Origin of the sequence: Chryseobacterium piperi, assembly GCF_002285635.2 — a bacterium.
GTDB lineage: Bacteria > Bacteroidota > Bacteroidia > Flavobacteriales > Weeksellaceae > Chryseobacterium > Chryseobacterium piperi.
In genome coordinates, this window is sequence record NZ_CP023049.2 from 3,594,933 (window position 1) to 3,614,045 (window position 19,113).

The following is a 19,113-nucleotide window of genomic DNA, read 5'->3' on the forward strand; positions in this document are numbered from 1 at the left end:
CGAAAATCCATAAAAGAGTAGAGAACTAACTTTAAAATTAAATAAAATGAAAACAAACAAATTTTCAGCATTGCAGTTAAACAAAAAATCAATTGCAAGATTAAACGACGGTCAGTTAACTTCTGTAAAAGGAGGGAATAGAGGTAATCAATTAGAAGATAACTGTACTAACGGAGGTATCACTTGTTCAACTGCAGGATCTACCATTATCATCAAAGATCAAGTATCTTAATTACTTTTTTATTATCAAATCATCAAATCGGAGTATCTCGAAAATCCATAAAAGAGTAGAGACTAACTTTAAAATTAAACAAAATGAAAACAAACAAATTTTCAGCATTACAATTAAACAAAAAATCAATTGCAAAATTAAATGACACTCAATTAACTTCTGTAAAAGGAGGGAATAGAGGTAATCAATTAGAAGATAACTGTACTAACGGAGGTATCACTTGTTCAACTGCAGGATCTACCATTATCATCAAAGATCAAGTATCTTAATTACTTTTTTATTATCAAATCATCAAATCGGAGTATCTCGAAAATCCATAAAAGAGTAGAGAACTAATTTTAAAATTAAACAAAATGAAAACAAACAAATTTTCAGCATTACAATTAAACAAAAAATCAATTGCAAAATTAAATGACACTCAATTAACTTCTGTAAAAGGAGGGAATAGAGGTAATCAATTAGAAGCAGATTGTACTAACGGAGGTATCACTTGCTCAACTGCAGGATCTACTATTATCATCAAAGATCAAGTATCTTAATTACTTTTTTATTATCAAATCATCAAATCGGAGTATCTCGAAAATCCATAAAAGAGTAGAGAACTAACTTTAAAATTAAACAAAATGAAAACAAACAAATTTTCAGCATTACAATTAAACAAAAAATCAATTGCAAAATTAAATGACTCTCAATTAACTTCTGTAAAAGGAGGCAGTAGAGAAAATCAAGTAGCTGCAGACTGTAGTAACGGAGGTATTACTTGTTCAACTGCAGGATCTACAATTATTGTTCAAACGCAGGTGTCTTAAATTATATATAGTATGGTCTTCCTGAAAAATGGAAGGCCATATTTTAAAATGCTATAACAAATATACTGAAAAACAAATGAATTTTCAGTAGTACGGATAACAAAAAAATAATCACATATTAAATGGCTCTCAATCTACTTCTATAAAGGATGTAGAAGGTAGTCAAGTGCCAATAAGTGAGGTGCTTGTAGAGATCATTTATGTAAGCCTAAGGGCTTTAATGATCATCATTTCTTTTAGTCTTTTAATCATTCAGATATTCTAGATATGTTACTAAAATCAACCGATTTTTTTCTTTTGAGAATGCCCAGCTTTTCTGTTAATCATTTAGCCGAACTCAACAGCTATATACAACAGAGAGATCTTCTGTCAGTCAAAAAGATGTTTAAGGATGAGCTGTTCTTAAAAGCAGTGTATTTGTCTTCACGATATTTTTATACAGTAGCTGTTCAATGGTTGCAAAATGAAAATATATCTTTTAATACTGAAGAAAAAGTTCTACTTACACTTTATAAATATTATTCCAGAATATGTTCCAGAGCAACACCATATGGATTGTTCGCCGGATTTTCATCTGGAAATATTTCGAGTGAAAATACCCAAATAGAGTTTAAAGAAAACTATTTGGATCCTAAAATCAGAATAGATTTATTGGCACTGAGAAAAATAAAGGATTCTATTATTCATCATGATGATAATGCAAAAAAAATTCTTTACTTCCCCAATAATACAATATATAATCTCAACAATATTATTCGATATATTGAATGGGATAAAAACTATAATTATTCAATCTCGGAAATTGATACCACTGCTCTATTAGAGAAAATTTTAGAAGTCTCTAAAAATGGAATAGGATATACAGAATTAACACAAATAATTCATCTTGAGGAAAAAGAAGCTTCTGAAGAAGATATTGATGCTTTTATCAGTTTTCTTTTTCAAAATAAAATCCTTGTTGATAGATTACCACCATATTTAACAGATATTAATAATCCTGTTATCGAGCTTGAACAACAATTAAAATCATATAAAATAGATTATGGGAAATCAGAAATTATTAAAGATATAGAAGAAATCAGTACGGGAAATACGATTGATATAGAAAGAATTGATTCTATTTATGAGAAAAACCGAGATATTCTCAACGAAAACCTCCAACTTCTTCAGGTTGATCTTAAACTAAACCTCCAAAAGAATCAAATTAATGATAAAATCATTAATAAAATTACTCAGGCTACTCACGAACTAAATGGCATCGCCATTAATAGACCTGTTGAAGATATTAATACATTTCGTAGAAAATTTTATGAAAAATTTGAAGATGAAGAAGTTGAATTAAGCAAAGCTTTAGATCCCCAGTTAGGCGTTGGCTACGGTTTGCAAATCAGCGGAAATGTGGAAGAAACGCCATTACTTCAGGATGTTTCTTTTTCATATAAGAATAATGAGTCATATAATATTTCACGTATTTTAAAAACTGTTCTATGTAAATATGTTGACTATTTTTCTAATAATAATGGAAATCCAATAAGGTTAACAGAAGACGATATCAATATCTCTTCAATCAATCAGCCAATTAATGAATTGCATGATACTTATTATCTTTTCGGGAATATTCTGGTAAACAATGATGAAGATATTAATGAGCATAATTTTAAATTTTTTAATAGAGCTTCATTGCCGGCACCTAATTTCAATACTGTCTTGTCTAGGTTTTCTTATCATGATGAGGTTTTAAGATCTAAGATCGAGAAATTACAAAGTGACTCTGACGATATGATCTATGCTGAAGTTGTCAATTCTTCCAGTGACAGAGTAGGAAATGTTTTATTAAGACCTAATTTTTATCCATACGAAATACCTTATATCTCAGAAACCAAAGGGGATAAACCGAAAATCAATATCGACGATATCATGGTAAGCATTAGAAATAATGAGGTTATTTTAAGGTCGAAATCTTTAAATAAAAGAATAAAACCTGTAATGTCAACAGCTTATAACTATCATATAGATCAGCTTTCCATTATAAGATTTCTGGGAGATATACAATATTATAATGTTTACAGAGGGTTCGCGTGGGACTGGGGAGCATTATCAGACAATAATTATCTGCCAAGGATTGAATATAAAGAAATTATCCTTTCGGAAGCAAGATGGAAACTGAGAAAAAAACAATATAATAATACCACACTTAGAGCTTATTTACAAGAAAATAGAGTTCCTAAATATTGTAATATCAAAGAATTAGATAACGTTTTGCTTTTGGATACAGAAAATGACATATCTATTCAATTATTAATCTCAAAACTCAGCAAAAAGGACATTACCTTATATGAATCTTTTATTGAATCCTCTATTATCAGGAATGATAACAAAAAATATGTAGGAGAATTTATCATTCCATTAGTTAACGAAGAAAAAAGGCGTGATTTTCAAGTAGCTCAACCCCAAATTCAGCAAGAGGAAAGGTATTTTTACCCGGGAGGAGAGTGGAGTTATTTTAAATTGTATTGCAGTCACAAAACAGGAGACAGAGTAATTACAGAGGTTATAAAACCTTTAATCAAAGATCTATCTTCAGAAAGTGCTCTTGAAAAATGGTTTTTCATACGATACGGTGATCCGGATAATCACATCAGATTCAGAATTAATAAAAGACTGGATAAGACCTTGATTCAGAAAATGAATGAATATACACAAGCATTTATTGATGAAAAACTGATTACTAAAATTCAGATTGATTCCTATAAAAGAGAGATCGAAAGATATGCAAGTTTTGGAATTGATGACGCCGAAAAGCTGTTTTCTTATGATAGCCAGGCAATAGCTGACTTTTTGGAAATCATCGAATTTGATGATAATGAAAATATTCGGTGGATGACTTCCGCGGCTTCAATTGATCTGCTTTTGGATGATTTTAATATCTCGATAGATGAAAGAGTGAATATTTTTAAAAATCTTTATCAGGAATTCTTACCTGAATTCGTAGATACATCAAATAAAATATATTCTAAAGATTTTAAAACTTCAATTGACACTCAATACAGACAATATAGATCTTTTTTTGATGAGATTATTCAGAATAAAAATCTATCAAGCATTGAAAGCTATATACAACCATTTGAAACAAGAAGTCTCAGGATAAGAAAGTTGCTTGAAGAAAAACGAAATATATCAGAAGAATCCAATATCCGTTTTTTGAGAAGTTGTATCCATATGTCTTTAAACAGGTTTTTTTATACAAAACCCAGAATGTATGAACTTTTAATTTACTTTTTTTTATTTCAAAGTTATAAATCTAAATTTTTAAGAAATGGACCCTATAAAGAATGTGCTCAATAAGATTATTTCTATTGTAGAAAAAGAAAAATATACCTTCAATGAACCCACTGTAGAAGGAGGAACGATGGGAGTAGCAATCTTTTACTATTTCTGCCATCAATATTTTAACGACGATCAATATCTGTATAAAGCCGAAGAAATGGTTGAAAAGTCAATCAACCTGATCTCTGCAATTTCTGAACAAGACGAGTTTGTACCAAAATATACAGGAGATTCATTGTCGAATGTCATCGCAAGTTTTGGAAAGGGACTGCTTTTTATTGAGAACAAATTTAATTATGATTATGATTTTAGTTCTTATTATGACGTAATCAGTGAGACCCTTCAGGTTTTAGTCGTTGAAGATATGAAACGAAAAGATTATGATTTTTTCAGCGGAGCTTTATCAAGCGCCTATTTTTTTCTTAATAAATTATATTATTCAAATGGTGAAGATGAAGTTTCTTTCAGAAATCTTGAAAGAATCTATGAAAGTTCAAAAAAAGCATCGGTTCACCTTAGTGAAAACGAAATTTATTGGGTATCTCCATCTTATATGGATCAGGTTTATCTAGGACTTTCTCATGGTTCTGCAATGATGATTAACTTTTGGTCAAAACTGTATAAGCTGAGTGTAATCAACTCCGAAAATAAAGAAGAGAAAATATGGCTGAATAAAGCGGTCAATTTTATTTTTGAAAGAAAAAGAGACTATGTTGACGGATATTTTCCTCACAAAGCTTTCACTACGGAAATAACAGGAAAAACACAATTGTCCATGTGCTATGGAGACTTGGGAGTGCTATATTCTTTATTTAATGCCAATCAAATATTAGAAAATACAACATATCAAAAAGACATTGATGAAATGATCTATACAACGAGTCTGCGTGATCAGGAACCCTTATTTACCTATGACACAGGGATATTGTATGGAGCTTCAGGAATAGGATATATTTTTGAGTATTTCTCGGGAGAAAAAAAACAAAATATATACGAAAAGACCATCAATTATTGGAACAATCAAATTTTGACATACAGAACTTCAGACAATGATTTTGTATATGGTTTTAAAGATGATAAGAACGAAAGTGCAAAATATTCTTTTGCATGGGGTATCAGCGGGATGGGAATCCGCCTGATGCAGTCACAGTCTTCCCACTTACCTTCAATAAATGAATTATTATTAATAGGAATTTAAAAGCTATGAAATTTGTTGCTCAATACGATCAGATGGATTGCGGTCCGGCGTGTCTTTCTATGATTTCAAATCATTATGGAAACCCTATGTCGATGCAATTTTTACGTGATAAAAGTTTTATAACCAGAGAAGGAGTTTCTTTATTGGGTATCAAAGAAGCTGCTGAAAGTATAGGTATTGAAACATTACCTGCAAAAACGGATATTGAAGGGATTAACAATGATCTTCTTCCTGCCATTATTCATTGGAACCAAAACCATTTTGTGGTTTTAAATAAAATTTCGACTAACTTTTTTACAAGAAAAAAGTCCTATAAAATTGCAGATCCTGGGCACGGTTTCATAACGCTTTCGGAGGATAAATTAAAACAGTCATGGTATTCCGATGATAACCAAGGGATTATTCTTTTTCTGGAACCTACAGACGAATTTTTTAATTATGAATCTCCGGAAGAAAAAGAAGTTTCGTTCAAAACCATTTTTCCTTACCTGAAGCCTCACAAAGGTAAAATTTACTGGATGTTCTTGCTATTATTGTTAGGAACAATTACAACGCTTACTTTCCCTATTTTGACTCAGAAACTGATTGATGAAGGAGTTGTTAAAAAAGATTTAAATGTTATTATTTATATTTTATTAGGTCAATTGGCATTTTTCTTTGGAAATATTATTTTTGAAGTAGTCAGAAACTGGATTACTCTTACAGTAGGAACTAAAGTTAATATTCAGATTCTCTCAGATTTCCTTAAAAAACTATTGAAACTACCCATCAAATTTTTTGATTCAAAACTAAAAGGAGATTTTAATCAACGTATTGTAGATCACGATAAAATAGAGATCTTTTTGACTTCTCAAAGCTTGCCGATCATCTTTTCGGTTATTACTTTCTCAGTATTTTTTGGAATATTATGGTTTTACAGTTTTCAGATACTTTTAGTTTATATTATTTTAACGTCGTTTTCTGTAGCCTGGTCATTAATCTGGATGCGAAAGAGAAAAATTCTGGATTATATTAGATTTCAACAACGTAGTGAAAATCAGGAATCTATATATGAAATGATCAACGGGGTTTCTGAAATGAAACTGAATGATTTTGAAAACTATAAGAGAACTGAATGGGAAAAAATCCAACATAAATTATTAAAAATAAACATGCGTATCCTAAAACTGGATCAGATTCAGCTTTCAGGTTTTGAATTTTTCAACCAACTTAAAAATATCATTGTAACATTCCTTGCTGCCTACTTTGTGATCAAAGGACATATGACAATTGGTGCGCTTTTAAGTGTTTCTTATATAATAGGACAAATGAATTCTCCGATTAATCAACTTGTTACTTTTTTTAGAACCTTACAAGATGCCAAGCTTAGTTTATCAAGGCTAAATGAAGTTCAAAATCATCCTGAAGAAGAAAACGAATCGCATCTCCCGTTAATGCATGAAAGATATACCCACCAAAACAGTATTGAAAAAGGAATTTATTTTAAAAATGTTTCTTATCAATATGAAGGACCACAATCTCGCTTTGTTTTGAAAGATATTAATCTTTTTATCCCAGATGGGAAAGTGACTGCAATTGTTGGAGAAAGCGGAAGCGGAAAAACGACATTGATGAAAATGCTTTTGAAATTTTATGAACCGATTTCCGGAAATATCTTTTATAACCATCATAATATTGACGATATCTCACCGGCAGATTTGAGGAGAAACTCAGGTGTCGTGATGCAGGACGGCTATATTTTCTCTGATACTATTGAACGAAATATTGCAACCAGTGATGAAAATATTGATTATGAAAGATTAGAAAAAGCAATGATCACGGCCAATATAAAATCGTTTGTTGAGAGTCTTCCTTTGGGATTAAAAACCAAAATAGGTTCTGCAGGAAATGGTCTTTCCGGCGGACAAAAGCAAAGGTTTCTAATTGCGAGAGCTGTATATAAAAATCCGCATTTTATTTTATTTGACGAAGCTACTTCAGCTTTGGACGCAGAAAACGAAAAGGTCATTCATAATAATCTTCAGTCTTTCTTTAAAGGAAAAACCGTGATTGTTGTTGCTCATCGTCTAAGCACAGTAAAAAATGCAGACCAGATTGTTGTTTTGAAAGATGGAGAGATTATCGAATTAGGAACGCATCAGGATCTGGTTAATAAAAAGACAGCTTATTATAACTTAGTAAAAAATCAATTGGAATTGGGAAGTTAATAATATGGACCTAAATTAATTATTCTCAGGACTTAATTTTTTCAATAGAAGATAAACACCTATCCAGGAAAGTGCAGACATTGTAGTGGCCAAGATCAAACTGCCGATAACATATTGAAGAAGATTGTTTTTTATCAGTTCGAAATTTAATTCCTGACCTAGAATATTGCTTTCACCATGTACGAAAGGAGCGCCGATAAATAAAGAAGCGGCAATAATAAAAGGGATAAAAGGAGGCAGACTTACATTGGAAGCAATAAAAGCCAGTACTTTATTAAGCTTAAATAGAACAGAGAGAGAAATAACAAGCAAAGTCTGAAATCCCCAAAAAGGAGATAGACCGATAAAGACTCCTAAAGCGATAGAAAAAGCTTTGGTTCTATTACTCCCATCGCTTTCCAGGACGTCCTCTTTAATGAACTTTTTAAAACTTTTCTTCCTGAAATTATTGATGAAGTTTCTGGGAATAATATACACTAAAGTAATGGCCACTAAAATAGTGTTCAGTATGCTGATCCGGGTAAAGTCTTTAAAAGGTCTGAAATGGGAAACTCTTTCTGTAGGATCATATAATACTTTGACCGGAACATTTTTGACTGGAACATGCCTCCATGCGGATCTTACGATAATTTCGATTTCAAATTCGAATTTAGGAGTAAAGTATTTTTTAGGGATTTTCAATAAAGGATATAAACGGTAACCGGATTGGGTGTCCTCTAATCTGATTCCTGTTTCAAACCAAAACCAGAAGTTGGAAAAGCGGTTTCCAAAACTGCTTTTTTTAGGAATTCCATCCTGAGACATATTTCGGTTCCCGATTAATAATACATCTTCTTTATCATGAAGTAAAGCAGTAACAAAAACGGGAATGTCATCAGGGTAATGCTGCCCATCAGAATCAATGGTTATAGCATAATGGTATCCAAGTTCCTTTGCCTTTCTGAAACCCATTTTTAAAGCATTTCCTTTGCCTTTATTTTCCGGTAAGGAAACTATAGTGATCTGAGAATATTGGCTTAATATCTGAAGCGTTGAGTCTGTAGAGCCATCATTAACAACAATAATATGGGGAGTGTAATTCAAAACACCCTGAATAACTCGTTTCAGAGTTTTCTCATTGTTGTAAGTGGGGATTAAAATGCAAACTTTCTTTTCGGAAATTGCATTTTGTACTTCAGGAAGGGTCATTGTTTTATTTTAATGAAGCTTTTTCTGCGGGCGAGAAGGTTTTAGACTGTGCAGCAAATTTCTGAATATAGCTTTTTAATGCTGAATTCTGTTTGTTGTAATTGTTCAGAATAAATGTTTTATCGTCCTTTAAGCTTGAATGATATCCCACAATTTTAGGAATGTTTTCCTGAACGCTTAAACGGATTACTCTCAATTCAATAGTATTAGGGTTATTTTTTATAACATTCTCAAGACTTGTTGCTCCGGTTTTTACAAAAGTTTTTCTCTTTCCTTTTTCCGTAGTTACTTTCGCCTCCATGATTTGAGCTGCAGCTTTGTATCCAACTGTAACAGGGTCTGAAGCAGATTGTTTTTCAGCGATAGTAATGAATGCTTGTGTATTAGCATTAGATTGATTGGCTTTTGCATAGCTGTTTCTCAAAGCTTCTAAGTCTGAAGTCTGGAAGAAGAGCATGAATGCAGGTATCAGTGATAAGATCAATTTCATGAGGTTTGTCTTTTATATTGTGCTGACATTTTTAATGCAATTGTCTCGCCAAATACCGTCGTATTTTTTACTTTGATCTCATCTTCAGTTTCATTAATATCCAGTTGCAATGTTAAATCAGGAGTTTCAAAAGGGTTAATGATTGCCATAAACTTAACATTGGAAGCCGCCTTTAAAAATAATGAAGAACCGGTAAATTCCTCAGCAAGTTCTTTTACAATCTGCATCATACAAACTCCTGGGGTGACCGGATTGTTCGGAAAATGTCCTTTGAAAATGTCATGCTCCTTGTTTAAAGTAATATGAGCTGTGAAACTCCCGTTTTCAGCTTTTTCGTATGATTGTAAAGTATAAAAATCTGTAAGAATAGTCTGCATCAGTTATTCGGTTTCTGTTATTTGAAATAGCTTAATATTGATTTTAAAATCTTTGTGCTGAAGATCAATACTATCAGCGAATATATGTTTTTTTGCTTCAAAATTAAAATTGATTTTCGGCTTATTGTTTTTAGTATACATGATCTGATTGAGCAGTCCATTGTCTTTATTGAAAAACAGATAATACTTTTTATTCTCGGTTTGAGAAAGGTAAATTTTAGAATCTTTATTTTCAAAGCTTTCATTTACCGGATACTTTCGTTTTAAAAGTTGCTGAAAATCATTTCTTAAAAAGTTTTTTACAATTTTTTTATCTAAATCAGGGATGATAAAGTTGATCTTAAAATCGTGATCTGAGATTTCAAAGTCGATCAGTTTATTGCCAAAATCAGAGGTTAATGCGACACGGTGTGTTGTTTCATTGATTTTTTTAATAACCAGTAAACCGCTCACGTGGTTTTTATAGATATCAATCTGGCATTTGTATACATAATCTTCAGTTGAAGAAAAGTATAGATTTTCGACAGCTTTCTCTGTGTTTGGAATTGCCTTTACATCTGTAAGCTGATAGGTTTTACAGGATAGTAGCAGTAAAAGAATACTACAAAGAAAACTCTGAGGCAGAAATCGGTGCATTGATCTTGGTATTTTTAAAAACAATATTGGTTGTATCTCCTGATGCTTCCAGCATGTTGACTTGGGCAACAGTCGATTCATTTTTCGGGAAATAAAGTTCTATTTGTTTAATATACTTTAATAGTTGTGTAGATTTAGGAGTGAACCTGGCGATATTGTATGATGCATTTTTAAAATAAGTAACCGTGAACTCAGGATCAGTAAACATTTTTCCATTAGAGCTTCCGACAATTAATTTATTGATTTTTTCAAAAGTTTTACTTTTTGCATCAACCGAAGATTTTTTCCCCTGATCATTGATAAATATTTTATTTTCTTTAAAAACAATACTGTACTGGTAGGGTTTTGTATACTTCCAGCTGAGCATGTTGGGAGATTTCAGAGACATTTTACCATGAGTAACAATGTTTTTGTCTAAAAAATCCATTTTTTTTGTTTGCGTGAAATCGCTCTGCAATGTTTTAATCTGCTGGGTTTCCGAAGATACCTTTGTTACAAAGGTTTTTGCTTCAGGTCCTGTCATGGCAGTTTGCGCATAAAAGATACTTGAAACGAATAAAAATGCTCCAAAAGCAATGTTCTTAATCATTTTTCTTTGATTTTATAATTGAGTCAACGGTAAACGTTGAATATTTTTTATCTTTTAAAAAATGCAATAAATCTACCAAAACACGATAGGTCTTTTCTGAAGTGTCATGCAGAAGGATAATGCTTCCGGGTTTCATTCTCCTGATAATCCTTTTGTAGACCTTCTTTTCATCATCAATAACAGTGTCTAATGAACGGACATTCCAACCAATACTTTTTTTACCCGTTCTTTTAATGGCTTTCGCTATGGAAGGGTTGGTTACTCCAAATGGAGGTCTGTATAAAGTGGTTGCTGTATTTCCGACAGACAGGATAACATCATCACATTTCTGAATTTCATCTGTCATTTTTGATGTGGATAAAAATCCGGTCGATTGAGAATGGGAGTAGGTGTGATTACCTATGGTATGCCCCTCTGCAAGTATTCTTTTGAATGTTTCCGGGTACTGTTCAATTTGCTTTCCAATACAAAAGAATGTTGCCTTTATCTGGTGCTCTTGAAGCAGGTCTAAAAATTGGGGAGTCAATGCTGTTGGTCCGTCATCAAAAGTGAGTGCGACTTCTTTGACTCTTGTTCGCTTATGAGTAATGCTATTCACAAAATACCCTAGCTGAATATCAAAAGAACCCCAGACCACAATCGCTGAAAAAAGCAAAAAACAAAACAAATATACCCAGAAAGTCCCGTGAAATGCATAAATAAATACATTACAGAACAGGTAAAATAAAATAAACAGGTAATGTTTCATCTTTTATTATTTTGAAAGTTCTTAGTTAATATTATTAATCTGTTTCACAAAGCAAAAGTTAAAGGCTAGCAATGCAGTTCAGTAAAGAATCTAAACTTAATAGTCTTCATAACTTAACTCTAAACTTAATGTTTAATTTAAAAAATTAAACATTATTTTAGAAATTAGGAAATTACTCTTTCGTCGAAATTATTCCATTCTTAAACTATCTTCAAAGACTTATCATCCTTATTCTGATGACATGCCTATCCTCAATCTTTGTTATTCTGAAAGAATCTAAACAAAGCAATAAAATCAAAACCTTTAAACTGATGAGCTTAAACTATGTTGAGATTCCTCCACTCCGCTTTCGCTTCGTTACTGAATGACAAAGAGCAACCTTATTCTTTAGCCATTTTTCTTTATTTAAATTAATTACTAATGTGTAAACAGATAAGGTGACAAACGTTATTCGCATTTATAAATTTACGATTTAGCAGTTCAGTAGCTCCATGATTTAGCCATTTAGTAGTTTGGCCCTTCCGCCTTTCTGCCATTTTGTCCTCTGCTTTATTAAACCTTCTCCAACAAGACCAAACTATGGTCACATCCTAGTAGATGATTATATAAAAGAACATATTTGATATCTTCTCTTTTTACTGAATTGATTATCATAGCCTCAGGGATCTGTTGGTTTTTAAGAATATGGCAGGCCATAAAAGTAGAAAATCCGCTGGCAGTATTAAATTCACCACTTAAATGTTTGTAATATAATAACGTAGATTCTGTAAATACTTCCATGGCATGGGTGTAATACATATCAGATTTCGCATCACCACTAAATCCTAAAATAACAGTGTCAATATTTTCAGCTTTGAGGTTATTTTTTGTTAAAAACTCATTGATAAAATGCTGAACATCATGCTGGTCCAATTGATTAATGATTTGTATATCCTTAAGCAGGGCATATGAGCTTTTTGTTGGATTTTTCTCCAAGACAAAGAAACTGGCACCTTCACCCCATAGAACCCCACCTGTTTCTGAATGCAAGAAGTCAAAGGGTAAATCTTCTGGTTTCTTAATGATGTTGTGTAATTCGTAGAGCTCCATTGTTCTTTCGGTCTGTTCATCAGTAGAGCCAACCAGAACATGCTCTGCTTCTTCATCTGTAATCTGTAGCTTAGCATCTAACAATGAAAACTCTAACGCTGAAGAAGTGTTCACATAAGTGAAGTTATATCCATGGCATTGCAGGCCCAACGCGATCTGGCCGGCAACTGTATTATGAGTAGATTGAATGAAATAAGTAGGAGTTAAAAATTCCTCATTATTTTCAATAACATTTTTCAAAAACTTTTCGGAATCCTGAGAACATCCCATTCCTGTTCCTACAATAATAGAATCTGGTTTTTCAACGCCCGCTTCTTTTAAGGCATATTGAGCGGCAACGGTGCTCATTTTTACAGTTTTAGACATTCTCCTGATCATTGTAGGAGGAATGAATTCCTTGTAATTGGGATCAATTGCTTTTATAATCTGAGCTGAGTTTTCAGGTTTCAGATGATGAAAAAATTCTTCGTTTAAAGTGTCCTGAGCAGAAATACAGGAAGCGCTGTTGATGTAAACTGAACTCATGACTTTGAAAAAATTAAAGTTGAACAATTTCCTCCAAACCCAAATGAGTTGGAAAGTACATGATTGATATTTTTTTCTTTTAGTTCAGTAACAGGAGTCAAATCAAATTCTTCCATTTGAGTTTTAAAATTCAAATTCGGAAATATTACATTGCGTTGTATCGCCAGAATAGAGTAGACAGCCTCAATTCCTGCGGCCGCCGCTAAAGTGTGCCCAGTAAATGCCTTTGTAGAACTGAATTCAGGAACATTACCCTCACCGAAAATCCGGATCATGGCAATTCCTTCAGACAGGTCATTATTAGGAGTTGCCGTTCCATGAACATTGATGTAGTCTATTTCGTCTTTTTGAATGCCGGAAATTTTTAAAGCTTGTTGCATAGCCAGATAAGCGCCTTGTCCGTTTTCCGATGATGCTGTCTGATGGTGCGCATCATTAGCATTTCCGTAACCTGAAAGGTAAGCAAGAACCTTTTTATTTTCCTTTTTAACAACTTCATCAGACTCCAATACCAGAAAAGCAGCAGCTTCTCCAAGGTTCAATCCTTTTCTGTTCTGATCAAAAGGAGTATTATAAGAATCAGTAAGAATCATAAGAGTGTTAAATCCGTTAAGAGTAAACTTGGATAAAGAATCTGTGCCCCCTACGATTACCCGGTCTAAAACTCCGTTTTTAATAAGTTTTGCTCCCATCATAATAGCATTTGCAGCAGAAGAACAGGCTGTACTTATAGTCGAAACCATTCCCTTCAAGCCTAAAAAGTCTGCAATGGCTAATGAGGAATTTCCGGCATCATGAGAGTCAATATATTTTTGCTTTTCAGGGAAGTCTTCATAATTATAGAAATACTTTTCAGTAATATCCATTCCTCCTACACTGGTAGACGAAATTAAGCCTGTTCTACAGGAGTTGATATCTGAAATGTTCGCATTTTCTACCGCTTCTTTTGCAGCAACCATTCCTAATAAAGTGGTTCTTGTAAAACTATTATCTTCACTTAAGTGAAGTTGCTGTATAAGATCTTTGTTGGTCTTTTTTATTTCACCAGTTTTTATTTTTCCGGCGTGTCGGGTTTCAAATAATTGAATATCTGAGATCCCGTGTTTTCCGGAATGTAATGAAATAAAATTTTCCTCCACATTGTTTCCAATGGAAGAAATAATGCCCATCCCTGTTATGGCAACTTTATGACCCATTAATTATTTTGTTCTGTTTTCTTCAATGAATTTTGCCATCGTATCGATGGATTGAAAAATCTCTTTTCCCTTTTTAGGATCGGATAATTTTATTCCATAGTCTTTATCTAAAAGGACGATAAGTTCTAAAGCATCAATAGAATCTAATCCTAATCCGCCACCAAATAAAGGGTCTGTATCTTTTATTTCTTCAATAGAAACATCTTCAAGGTTAAGAACTTCTATGATTTTGTGCTTTAATTCTAATTTTAAATCTTCCATAATATTAATTTTAATATGACAATATATCAATAAAGAATATATCAATATACCAGTTTACCAATGATTACTTCACTGCATCTAGTATTGGTACATTGGTACCATTTATAATGTGAGCAAATATACAAAAGCTTTGTAACTTTCCTGATATAGTTCTACCCAGCCACATAGTACTTTTTCGGCTTTTCGGGTGTCTAATATTTGTTGTGCATAATTGTTTAAAAAACTTTCATCGAATTCATCCAGAACAAAAAAAGCATTTTCGGTCTGCATCTGATGTCTGATGCTTATTTCTCCTACACAGATGTTAGGTAATGTATAAACAAAGACGGCAGGACTTGGAAAATAATTTTCTTTTGAATTGATACTATCCTGGTATTTAAAGTCAGTATCTAAGCTTGATGACCTGTTGGCAAAAACCAACGCCGTTCTGGTTTTGTCCTGATTTTTTAAAATCATCTCAGCAGATAAAAAGGCAAGTTTACTTAATGAATCCATTTTATGAAACTTAGGATAGTTGAGATCAAGACTCTTGTAAGCTTCTTTGGCAAACTCTTGGAATGTTATATCCTGACTTGAGAAAACGACCTTTTCATTAAGGGTTATTTTGGAATTTTGTATGGTGCAAACGGCTATTTTCTTCATTTTTTCCGGGTTAACATTTTTCTAAAACAATAGCAGCATTGCATCCTCCAAAGCCTGAGGCTGTTTTTAAAATATATTTAATTTCTGCAGGTTGTTGTTCCTTAATAATATGTAATGGCTGTGAAACTCCTGTTTCCTTGAAGTTTTTAGAAGGAAGAAGCGTGTTGTGTAAAGCACTTTCCATCGAAATAATACTTTCCAGTAAGCCGGAGGCACCTAAACAATGCCCATAAAATCCTTTCATACTATTCAAAGGGATATTCTGCAGTTCCATCCTGTTAAAAGCAATTGCTTCCATCTCATCATTATAAATCGTAGCTGTTCCATGGGCAGAAACGAAATCAATCTCTTCTGCATTCAGTTGAGCCTCTGTCATTGCATTTTTAATACTTGCATACAGTCCGTCTCCTGTTCTTGAGGGTCCGGAAATATGATTGGCATCGTTAATAGCCGAGTCTCCCAAAATTTTAAACCTAAATTTTTCGTTTTGTGAAACTGCTTCGTCAGGTTGTCCTGTGTATTGGTCTCCTGTTATATAAGCTGCAGCGGTTGCTTCCCCAATGTTAATTCCGCTACGGTTCTTATCATAAGGCTGGCAAGGCTCTGGTCCTATAGCCTGAAAAGAATTAAAACCCGAGATGACAAACTCAGTGATCTCATCTCCGGCAATGACAAATGCATCATTATAATTTCCTGACTGGATTAAATTTTTTGCAACCCCGATTGCCATTACTCCTGAAACACAGGCATTGGAAACAACAATAGGCTTTGTTTTAAATCCAAAAAAATCAGCAATTTTCTGTGCTAAGGCAGAAAGAAAAACGCTTTCCGGTAAGCCAGATTGATTTTTTAACAGACTAATATTTCCTTTTGTAGTAGAGAGGATAAATGCAGTGTTATGGGTAATGGTATGCCTCTCAACTAATGGTTTTAAACATAACAGAAACATCTTTTCTAATCGTGTAAAATTCAACTCAGAAAAGTTATTGGAGAAGGCTGTTTCTAATTTTTCTGTATCCATCATGGACGCATAGACTGCTTCCTGATTCTCAATAATTGAATGCAGCACAATTCCGGATTGATTTTGCAGTAAAGCACTCCAATTTTCAGCTACGTTCATTCCCAGGGGAGTGACGCAGTTGTAGTCCGTAATATAAACCTCCTTCATCATGATAGTTTCATTTTATCTTTCCATTCTTGAAAAAACACAGGATTGTATAAACAAAGATTTCCATCACTGTCTAAAAATACCTGGATCGTCTCACCACTGCAAACCAGTTTATTATCCTGGTTGAATAGCTCATATTTGAAAATCAGTTTTGCTGCCACAGAATTAACAAAAGTAGTTTCTATTCTGAAAGTCTCTCCATATTTTAAAGGCAGGAAATGTTCGCAGGTACTTTTTACAATAGGGGTCAGGTAGCCGGCTTTCTGGATATCAAGATAAGATAATCCATGCGCTCTCCCAAATGCCTCTCTTCCATCTTCAAAATAGGCAATATAATGCCCATGCCAGACAATTCCCAAAGGATCTGTTTCATTGAATCTTACTCTGATTTCCTCAGAAAAGCTAATATTTTTTTCTTTAGACTGCATTTTGTTTCCTTTCGTAAAAAATAGAAATTGTGACCATAGCGATGTAAAATAAAAATAATAAAATAAGCTCTTTCGCTATATCAGTAATTCCACTATTTCTTAAAATAATATCATAATAAGCATTTAATCCCCAGTTCATCGGAGAGAACTTAGCAACATGCTGCATAAATTCTGGCATAAGGAATACAGGAACCCAGATTCCACCTATTGCCGCCAAAACAACCACGGAAGTGGCGCCGAATGGGGCAGACTGTTCCTGAGTGTCTGCAATTGTTCCTAAAAGAACTCCAAATCCTATGGCAGCCAGTCCGGCAAATAAGGTTACAATAATAAGATAGAACATTTTTCCTGTCACATCAAAAGCCGGTAGATCCATATAAGGGAAAAGATACATTCCAACAGCTACCATAAGTAAAAACTGGATAATACAGATGATAAGATAGGTGAACGTTTTACCTAAAATATGAATATAATAAGGAGTTGGACTCACTCTGACCCTTACACTGGTTCCCTGGCTTTTTTCTTTTACTAAATTAATGGATAACGGAACAACAATGAAAAATATAGCAAAAAGTGTCCACGCAGGAACATTATGCTGGACAGAATTGGGAATAATTTCTATATTTCCTTTGGTCGGGGTAATTTCTTTGAAACTGATCAGGTTCTTATTTTCTTCCAAATTTTCTGTGGTTCCGAGTTGCTCCTGAAAAGCCTTGTAAATCTTTTTATTTTCAATTTCGAAAACCATTTTGTTGACGGAGTTCATGACAGAATTTTTAAACCCTGCATTAGTTGCGGGATCAAAATAAAGATGAATTTCCTTAGTTTTTGAAATTGTTTTTTTTGTAGAGGCAGAATCGGTTTCCAATCCAAATGAACTGACAATCGTCTGAACTTTAGAATCAATATTGGAATTCAGGTCCTTGGTTAAGTTTTCTGGAATAACAATAGCCATCTGATATTCTCCGGAGAAAACAGCATTTTGTGCTGATTTTTCATTATAATGGGTTAGGAGTTGGAACGTTTTACTGTTTTCCAGTTCCTTTTTGATATTTTGAGAAACATCAGATTGATCATTATCAACAAAAATAATAGGTATTTTTGAACCTTCAAGATTTTTAAAGGTAGAATCCTGAATCAGGGTAATCGTAACAATGAGCAATAAAGGCATTACGAAAATAATTACAATGCCTCCAATATCCCTTTTTAATAAAAGAATTTCCTTGATAAAGCTTCTCCACAATTTATACAACAACATCTCTTAGTTCTTTTCCGGTTAGTGAAATGAAAACGTCTTCCAGGTTTTCAGCGGTGGCAATTTGTGTAACGAGCTCTTCCGGGCTTCCTACAGCATGAATTCTTCCTTTGTCTATAATGGCAATTTTTGTGCAAAATTCTTCTGCCTCCGAAAGATGATGGGAAGTATAAATAATGCACGTGCCATTTTTATTGAGCTCCTGAAGAAAATCGATGATTACTTTTTTAGATTGAACATCTACTCCGACTGTTGGTTCATCCAGGAAAAGAACTTTAGGGTTATGAAGTGTTCCGGCGATGAGGTTACATCGACGTTTCATTCCTCCCGAAAATTGTTCTACCTTTTTATCTGCAAATTTAGATAAACCCATTCTTTCTAGCGATTCATCAATGCTTTTGTGAAGGGTTTTATGTTTTAATCCGTATAGGCTTCCGAAAAACAGTAAATTTTCTTTTGCAGTCAGGGTTGGATATAACGCATATTCCTGTGGAACAATACCTATAATCTGTTTTATTTTAGAACTATCTTTTTTAGGGGATAATCCATTAATAGTAAAATGTCCTGAACTAGGTTTTATAAGCCCTGAAAGCATAGAAATCAAAGTAGTTTTTCCAGCACCATTTGGGCCAAGAATTCCGTAGATTTCATTTTTGCTTATATTCAAAGAAATATCATTGACTGAAAACTCATCAGAATTTTTATATTTCTTATATAGATTCTTGATTTCAATAATATGCTCTGCCAT

Annotated in this window: 21 protein-coding genes; 7 read left to right on the forward strand and 14 right to left on the reverse strand. The window is 33.1% G+C overall.

The annotated features are described in order from the left end of the window. Positions 1-46: 46 nt before the first annotated feature. From CJF12_RS15735 to CJF12_RS15765, 7 genes are all read left to right on the forward strand, one after another. Positions 47-232, forward strand: a complete 186-nt coding sequence (locus CJF12_RS15735; protein WP_095591181.1) for a class I lanthipeptide — start codon at positions 47-49, stop codon at positions 230-232. An 83-nt stretch (positions 233-315) separates the two neighbouring features. Then, complete coding sequence (locus CJF12_RS15740) at positions 316-501, forward strand: class I lanthipeptide (protein WP_095591182.1); 186 nt, start codon at positions 316-318, stop codon at positions 499-501. Between the two features lie 84 nt (positions 502-585). Further along, positions 586-771 (forward strand): class I lanthipeptide, encoded by a 186-nt coding sequence (locus CJF12_RS15745; RefSeq protein ID WP_095591183.1) that lies wholly within the window; start codon positions 586-588, stop codon positions 769-771. Positions 772-855: 84 nt separating this feature from the next. Then, positions 856-1,041, forward strand: a complete 186-nt coding sequence (locus tag CJF12_RS15750) for a class I lanthipeptide (protein ID WP_034685886.1) — start codon at positions 856-858, stop codon at positions 1,039-1,041. Between the two features lie 267 nt (positions 1,042-1,308). Next, entirely contained in the window at positions 1,309-4,386 is a 3,078-nt protein-coding gene (locus CJF12_RS15755) for a lantibiotic dehydratase (protein WP_084675668.1), read from the forward strand. Beyond that, entirely contained in the window at positions 4,358-5,566 is a 1,209-nt protein-coding gene (locus CJF12_RS15760) for a lanthionine synthetase LanC family protein (RefSeq protein WP_051887332.1), read from the forward strand. Before CJF12_RS15755 ends, CJF12_RS15760 begins: the two co-directional genes overlap by 29 nt. A gap of 5 nt (positions 5,567-5,571) precedes the next feature. Continuing rightward, positions 5,572-7,773: a peptidase domain-containing ABC transporter gene (locus CJF12_RS15765; RefSeq protein ID WP_034685891.1), complete on the forward strand. Its 2,202-nt coding sequence runs from the start codon at positions 5,572-5,574 to the stop codon at positions 7,771-7,773. 15 nt (positions 7,774-7,788) lie between these two features. Here the strand turns inward: CJF12_RS15765 and CJF12_RS15770 are convergent, their stop codons facing one another. From CJF12_RS15770 to CJF12_RS15835, 14 genes are all read right to left on the reverse strand, one after another. Beyond that, positions 7,789-8,961, reverse strand: a complete 1,173-nt coding sequence (locus tag CJF12_RS15770) for a DUF2062 domain-containing protein (RefSeq protein ID WP_034685893.1) — start codon at positions 8,959-8,961, stop codon at positions 7,789-7,791. A 4-nt stretch (positions 8,962-8,965) separates the two neighbouring features. Then, positions 8,966-9,451: a hypothetical protein gene (locus CJF12_RS15775; RefSeq protein ID WP_034685894.1), complete on the reverse strand. Its 486-nt coding sequence runs from the start codon at positions 9,449-9,451 to the stop codon at positions 8,966-8,968. Continuing rightward, positions 9,448-9,828 carry a hotdog family protein gene (locus tag CJF12_RS15780; RefSeq protein ID WP_034685895.1) on the reverse strand — a complete coding sequence of 127 codons (381 nt, stop codon included), beginning with the start codon at positions 9,826-9,828 and terminating at the stop codon, positions 9,448-9,450. The genes CJF12_RS15775 and CJF12_RS15780 overlap by 4 nt, the downstream gene beginning before the upstream one ends. A 3-nt stretch (positions 9,829-9,831) precedes the next feature. Further along, entirely contained in the window at positions 9,832-10,464 is a 633-nt protein-coding gene (locus CJF12_RS15785; RefSeq protein WP_051887333.1) for a hypothetical protein, read from the reverse strand. Then, positions 10,430-11,053: a LolA family protein gene (locus CJF12_RS15790; protein WP_034685896.1), complete on the reverse strand. Its 624-nt coding sequence runs from the start codon at positions 11,051-11,053 to the stop codon at positions 10,430-10,432. Before CJF12_RS15790 ends, CJF12_RS15785 begins: the two co-directional genes overlap by 35 nt. Beyond that, complete coding sequence (locus CJF12_RS15795; RefSeq protein ID WP_034685898.1) at positions 11,046-11,801, reverse strand: polysaccharide deacetylase family protein; 756 nt, start codon at positions 11,799-11,801, stop codon at positions 11,046-11,048. The genes CJF12_RS15790 and CJF12_RS15795 overlap by 8 nt, the downstream gene beginning before the upstream one ends. 552 nt (positions 11,802-12,353) lie before the next feature. Beyond that, positions 12,354-13,415: a beta-ketoacyl synthase N-terminal-like domain-containing protein gene (locus tag CJF12_RS15800; RefSeq protein ID WP_034685901.1), complete on the reverse strand. Its 1,062-nt coding sequence runs from the start codon at positions 13,413-13,415 to the stop codon at positions 12,354-12,356. Beyond that, complete coding sequence (locus tag CJF12_RS15805; protein WP_034685903.1) at positions 13,412-14,611, reverse strand: beta-ketoacyl-[acyl-carrier-protein] synthase family protein; 1,200 nt, start codon at positions 14,609-14,611, stop codon at positions 13,412-13,414. The genes CJF12_RS15800 and CJF12_RS15805 overlap by 4 nt, the downstream gene beginning before the upstream one ends. A 3-nt stretch (positions 14,612-14,614) precedes the next feature. Continuing rightward, positions 14,615-14,872 (reverse strand): phosphopantetheine-binding protein, encoded by a 258-nt coding sequence (locus CJF12_RS15810; protein ID WP_034685904.1) that lies wholly within the window; start codon positions 14,870-14,872, stop codon positions 14,615-14,617. Between the two features lie 102 nt (positions 14,873-14,974). Beyond that, positions 14,975-15,514 carry a 3-oxoacyl-ACP synthase gene (locus tag CJF12_RS15815; protein ID WP_034685905.1) on the reverse strand — a complete coding sequence of 180 codons (540 nt, stop codon included), beginning with the start codon at positions 15,512-15,514 and terminating at the stop codon, positions 14,975-14,977. Between the two features lie 10 nt (positions 15,515-15,524). Beyond that, positions 15,525-16,685: a beta-ketoacyl synthase N-terminal-like domain-containing protein gene (locus CJF12_RS15820; protein WP_034685906.1), complete on the reverse strand. Its 1,161-nt coding sequence runs from the start codon at positions 16,683-16,685 to the stop codon at positions 15,525-15,527. Beyond that, positions 16,682-17,110, reverse strand: coding sequence for an acyl-CoA thioesterase (locus CJF12_RS15825; protein WP_034685907.1), 429 nt, complete (start codon positions 17,108-17,110; stop codon positions 16,682-16,684). The genes CJF12_RS15820 and CJF12_RS15825 overlap by 4 nt, the downstream gene beginning before the upstream one ends. After that, the gene (locus CJF12_RS15830) at positions 17,100-18,368 is read right to left on the reverse strand and encodes an ABC transporter permease (protein ID WP_034685909.1); all 1,269 of its coding nucleotides are present in this window, start codon (positions 18,366-18,368) and stop codon (positions 17,100-17,102) included. The genes CJF12_RS15825 and CJF12_RS15830 overlap by 11 nt, the downstream gene beginning before the upstream one ends. Then, positions 18,355-19,113, reverse strand: a complete 759-nt coding sequence (locus tag CJF12_RS15835) for an ABC transporter ATP-binding protein (RefSeq protein ID WP_034685911.1) — start codon at positions 19,111-19,113, stop codon at positions 18,355-18,357. Before CJF12_RS15835 ends, CJF12_RS15830 begins: the two co-directional genes overlap by 14 nt.